Source organism: Candidatus Hydrothermales bacterium (genome assembly GCA_039630235.1).
Taxonomy (GTDB): domain Bacteria; phylum Hydrothermota; class Hydrothermia; order Hydrothermales; family JAJRUZ01; genus JBCNVI01.
Genome location: JBCNVI010000016.1, coordinates 1 through 5333, shown reverse-complemented (window position 1 = coordinate 5333; position 5333 = coordinate 1). Strand labels below are relative to the sequence as shown.

Here is a 5333-nt window from a genome sequence, read left to right as displayed (position 1 = left end):
GAAGTTTCAAAAGCACTAAGAAAACTAAAAAAAGAAGAAAAAGTTGAATCACCAAAAAGAGGCTATTACACTGTAAAAGAATAATAGGCTCTAAAAAGGAGGACAAAAATGGAGGAAAAAATTTTAGATTTGTTAAAAAAAGAGGGAAAACCACTAAAAACATCTGAGATCGCTGAAAAATTATGCGTTGACTCAAAGGAAGTTTCAAAAGCACTAAGAAAACTAAAAAAAGAAGAAAAAGTTGAATCACCAAAAAGAGGCTATTACACTGTAAAGGAATAATAGGCTCTAAAAAGGAGGACAAAAATGGAGGAAAAAATTTTAGATTTGTTAAAAAAAGAGGGAAAACCACTTAGACCCTCTGAAATTGCTGAGAAAATAGGAGCTGACTCAAAAGAAGTTTCAAAAATATTGCAGAAGCTTAAGAAAGATGGTAAAGTCGAATCACCAAAAAGGTGCTATTATTCTATAAAGGAGGTTTAAAATGTATCCAATTTTTTATTTTCCCTATATTACTTCTGGGTGGATAATAGCGATCTTGGCGGTACTTCATATTCTCCCTTCTCATCTTGTTACCTCGGCTATGTGGTTTAATGTTTATATTGAGTGGAAAGCCTATAAAGAAAAAAGAGAAGAACTACTTGAGTTTGTTAAAAAATTCACATTACTTTTGCTTGTTTTCTCTTATGTTTTTGGTTCTCTTTCTGGTGTTGGAATTTGGTTTTCTACAATGGCTTCGTCTCCAAGGGCAATCTCAAGTTTAATCCATAATTACGTTTGGGGATGGGCAACAGAGTGGGTTTTCTTTATCATAGAAGTTCTCGGAGTATTTACGTACTACTTCACCTTTGACAAAGTCGATAGAAAAACACACCTTATTATTGGCCTAATTTTCGCCATAGGAGCCTGGACAACTATGGTAATAATAGTGGGAATTCTCTCCTTTATGATCTCTACCGGTAAGTGGATAGAAAACGGATCCTTCTTCTATGGATTTTTCAATAGAAACTACTTCCCTCACTTAATCTTAAGAACTATATTTATGTTCTCCATAACAGCTCTATATGCTATTTTTATCTCTAACTTCGTAAAAAACGAAAGTGCAAAGAAAGAAGTAATAAGAAAAGCATCTATTCTCGGCGCCCTAAGCCTTGTTCTATTCTTCCCAGCTTTGTTTATATACTTAAATTCAATACCTTCACATTCTAAAGAAATCTATAATCTTCTTGTAACTCCCGGACTTAAAATCGGCTTCATTCTACCAATTATTCTAGTACTTGTTTATTTCATATTGAATCTTTTTACAAACTTTTTAACAAAGACTGTCCCTTCACTTTTAATGATCATTATTATCTTCCTTGGAATATTTGCAGGAGAAAGAGTAAGAGAGATTTTAAGAAAACCATATGTGATACCAGATTATGTATATTCAAACGGAATTATATCACAGGATCATAAGGCTAAAGGCGTAATAAGTGATGTAACAAAAGTATCTGAAGGAAGAGGTATTCTTGAAATATTTGCCTTTACTCCTCCTGAATTAAGAAATATTAATGAAGATAACATTCTGAAAGCAGGTAAACTTCTTGCCATCATACAATGTTCATCTTGCCACTCTTTAGAAGAAAGTGGAGTTAGACCACTAAAGCACCATGTTGAAAAAATGGGCTTTGATAGTGTTGAAGCAGCAATGGAGTTTCTTGATTTAATGGGTGAAATGTACGTATATATGCCTCCTTTTTTAGGGAATGAAATGGAAAAGAAAGCTTTAGCAACTTATTTGATTTCTCTAAAAGGAGGTAAATAATGGAGATTAAAAACATCATTAAAAATCTTGTTGACCCGCTAGGCATACCCAGTTTCCCCTTTCTATTTCAGTTTCTTATGGTCTTGACCTTCGTTATTCACATCCTTTTTGTTAATTTAACACTTGGATCTGTTCTTATGAGCTTATTTCTATCCTTTAAAAAAGATGAATATAGCAAAAAGCTTTCTAGTACCTTAATAAGGGCTACACCCTTTTTTATTTCCATGTCTATACTTTTTGGAATTGCCCCACTTTTATTTGTACAAGTAATATATGACGCCTTCTTTTATACAGCCAGTGTCTTATTAGGTCTTTATGTTGTCCTATTTATATTTGCTATGATGCTTGGCTATACTCTAATCTACATCTCTTACTTTAAAAAAGAGAAGAATGAAAACTTGTTTAAGGTTCTGACTATTATATCTTTTGTGCTATTTTTATTTTCTGGATTTGTAATGCACGCGATAAGCTATCTATCCCTTATTCCGGAAAAATGGATGGAAATATTTACCTCATCTGAACCAGTTAATACCTCTGGTACTCAACTTAAACATTTCCAAATATCAAGATTCCTTCACTTTATAATTCCCTCTTTTTTAAATTTAGGTATTTTCCTTATGCTTTACTCTGAATATTACAAAGATAGAGAAGATATTGACAAAAAATACATTGACTTTGTATACACAAAGGGAGCTAAACTTTCCTTTTACTTTATTATATTACAGATCCTAATTGGATTATGGTTCCTCCTTGAAATTCCAGCTAAGTTTAACTTTTACTTAAATCCCTTACTTATAGTTGGAGTGCTTCTATCTTTAATTCTTGCCTTCTTCTTATATAAAAACTTAAGGGAAAAGAAAGTTGATTTAAAAGTTATTACTATTTTGTCTTTACTTACTTTATTCTTCATGAGTTATTCAAGAGAATCCTTAAGAACAGCTTATCTTTCTCAATTTGATTACTCCATTTTTAACTATAAGGTAAACCTTGACATCGGAAGCCTTCTTCTTTTCCTTTTAACCTTTATTATGGGTCTTGTTGTTATTTCATTTCTGATTTATGTACCTTATAGGGCAGGCAAAACAAAGGGTATATACAGCCCAACCGAAAAAGTATATAATTGGGGGAAAATAGTTATTTCTCTCATGATAATATGGCTTATAGTTATGGTAATTTTAGGGATTTTTATAACAATTAATAATACGCTTTAAAAGAAGGTTTAGGTTAAAGGGTTAACTTAGTGCCGTTTAAGATATACATTGCAAAGCCGCGTGGTTTTTGTGCTGGAGTTGAAAGAGCAATAGAAATACTTGATTTAGCTTTAAAAAAATTCGGTCCACCTGTTTATGTAAGACACGCAATAGTTCACAACGAAAAAGTTGTAAAAGAGTTTGAAAAAAAGGGGGCAATTTTTGTTGAAGATATAAGTGAAATTCCAGAGGGGAGTATAGTAGTTTTTTCAGCCCACGGAGTATCACCAAAGGTAAGAGAGGAGGCTTTAAAGAGAAATTTAAAAATCATAGACGCCACATGCCCTCTTGTTACAAAGGTCCATCTTGAAGCAAGGTACTTTGCTAAACATAACTACCTTATCCTCCTTATAGGACACAAAAATCATGTTGAAGTTGAAGGTACCATGGGAGAAGCACCTGAAAATATAATAATTATAGAAAAAATAGAAGATCTTAAAAAAATAGAGGGTAAAAAATTTGAAAAAATTGCGATTTTAACACAAACAACACTTTCAGTGGACGATACAAGAGAGTTAATAGCTGAAATACAAAGGAAATTTAAAAATGCGGTAAAACCAAAGGCAGAAGATATATGTTATGCAACCCAAAATAGACAGGACATGGTAAAGAAAATAGCTCCCTTTGTCGATCTCTTTCTTATTGTTGGTTCAAAAAAGAGTTCTAACTCCAATAGATTAAAGGAAATAGCAGAGAAAAATGGGACTAAGGCTTATCTTATAAACGATAAAAGTGAAATCCCCTTTAAAAAGTTAAAGAAAATTAGTACCGTTGGAATAACTTCCGGGGCCTCTACTCCCGAGTATCTAGTCCAAGAGATTATAGAAGAGCTAAAAAAACATGGAGCCGAAGAAGTAATAGAGATAAAGGGAGTAGAAGAAGACATTAAATTTAGCCTACCTCCAGAACTTGGAGTTTAAAGAGCTAAAAAGTAAATTCTTTGACTACCTTTTACTTGAAAGGGGATACTCTGTTAACACAAAAGAAAGCTACGAGGATGATCTTAACAAGTTTTTTGAATATATAGATTCAAATAACTTAGATCTTTTTGAAATAGAAAACTTTCATATTACATTATTTGCCGCAGAGTTAAAAAGGAGAAACTATTCTGATAGTACTATTATAAGAATTTTGTCCACTCTAAGGAGTTTCTTTAAATTTCTTATAGAAAGAGAAAACTTTAAGAAAGATGTTTCACTCCTAATTGAACTTCCCAAAAAACCCCAGAGACTCCCTTTCTTTTTAACTTATAAGGAGATTGACAGATTAATAAACTCAATTGATATAAATAAATTTTTGGGATTAAGAGACAGAGCTCTAATTGAACTGCTTTATGCCACAGGAATGAGAGTAAGTGAGGCTCTTTCACTTAAATTAAATGATATTAACTTCAAAGAAGAATTGGTAAGAATAAGAGGAAAAGGAGAAAAGGATAGAATTGTTCCCCTAAATAAAATTTCTCTATTTTATTTGAATGAATATATTGAAAAAGAGAGAAAAAAAATTTTAAAGAATAAAAGCTCAGACTTTTTATTTCTCAATAAAAATGGGGAAAAACTAACAAGGGTCGGATTTTGGAAGATTTTAAAAAAATATTCAAAAATAGCGGGAATTGATAATTTACACCCTCACATTATAAGACATACCTTTGCTACTCATATGTTATTAAACGGTTGTGACTTAAAAACGTTGAAAATGATTTTAGGACACTCTTCAATTTCTACAACACAGGTGTACACCCACGTTACAAAAACTCATCTACATGAGGTAATCGAAAAATATCACCCAAGAGGAAAGGGTGAATATCGATAATATTGTTGATAAAATACTGAAAAATAGATTTATAGAAGATGTTTATAAAGTAACAAGAGAACTGGGGAGAGAGATTTATCTTGTTGGTGGAGCTGTAAGAGATCTTATTTTAGGTAAAGAAAAAATAGAGGATTTTGACTTCGTTTTACTTGATGATCCCTTTCAAATTGTTAATAGGTTATCAAAAATTTGGGGGAAAAATTATAAAAGTTATCCCTTTAATACGTATGAGTTTGAGTTTGAAGATTTTGAGATTGATTTTGCAGTGGCAAGAAAAGAAAACTATTTAAATCCAGGGGATTTACCTACGATTGAAAAAGTAAACTCGATTGAAGAAGATTTAAAAAGAAGAGATTTTACAATAAATTCAATTGCTCTTTGTCTTTTTCCTGAAATAAAACTAATTGATCCATTTAACGGAAAAGATGATATAGAAAATAAAAAAATAAAAGCCCTAAAAAAAG

The 5333-nt window shown here is 31.6% G+C and carries 7 protein-coding genes; all 7 read left to right on the top strand.

The features are described from left to right. The first annotated feature begins 108 nt into the window (after positions 1–108). A complete protein-coding gene (locus ABDH49_08990) occupies positions 109–282 on the top strand; it encodes an HTH domain-containing protein (protein ID MEN3047086.1) in 174 nt (57 codons plus the stop codon). 24 nt (positions 283–306) lie between these two features. Then, complete coding sequence (locus tag ABDH49_08985) at positions 307–483, top strand: winged helix-turn-helix domain-containing protein (GenBank protein MEN3047085.1); 177 nt, start codon at positions 307–309, stop codon at positions 481–483. 1 nt (position 484) lies between these two features. Further along, positions 485–1807, top strand: a complete 1323-nt coding sequence (locus tag ABDH49_08980) for a hypothetical protein (GenBank protein MEN3047084.1) — start codon at positions 485–487, stop codon at positions 1805–1807. After that, positions 1807–3018 carry a hypothetical protein gene (locus ABDH49_08975; GenBank protein ID MEN3047083.1) on the top strand — a complete coding sequence of 404 codons (1212 nt, stop codon included), beginning with the start codon at positions 1807–1809 and terminating at the stop codon, positions 3016–3018. Before ABDH49_08980 ends, ABDH49_08975 begins: the two co-directional genes overlap by 1 nt. Before the next feature lie 29 nt (positions 3019–3047). Next, the gene (gene ispH / locus ABDH49_08970; protein ID MEN3047082.1) at positions 3048–3977 is read left to right on the top strand and encodes a 4-hydroxy-3-methylbut-2-enyl diphosphate reductase; all 930 of its coding nucleotides are present in this window, start codon (positions 3048–3050) and stop codon (positions 3975–3977) included. Continuing rightward, entirely contained in the window at positions 3967–4869 is a 903-nt protein-coding gene (gene xerD, locus ABDH49_08965) for a site-specific tyrosine recombinase XerD (protein ID MEN3047081.1), read from the top strand. Before ispH ends, xerD begins: the two co-directional genes overlap by 11 nt. Continuing rightward, positions 4856–5333, top strand: a 478-nt coding sequence (locus ABDH49_08960) for a hypothetical protein (GenBank protein MEN3047080.1), incomplete at its 3' end; no start/stop codon positions are given. The genes xerD and ABDH49_08960, both read left to right, overlap by 14 nt.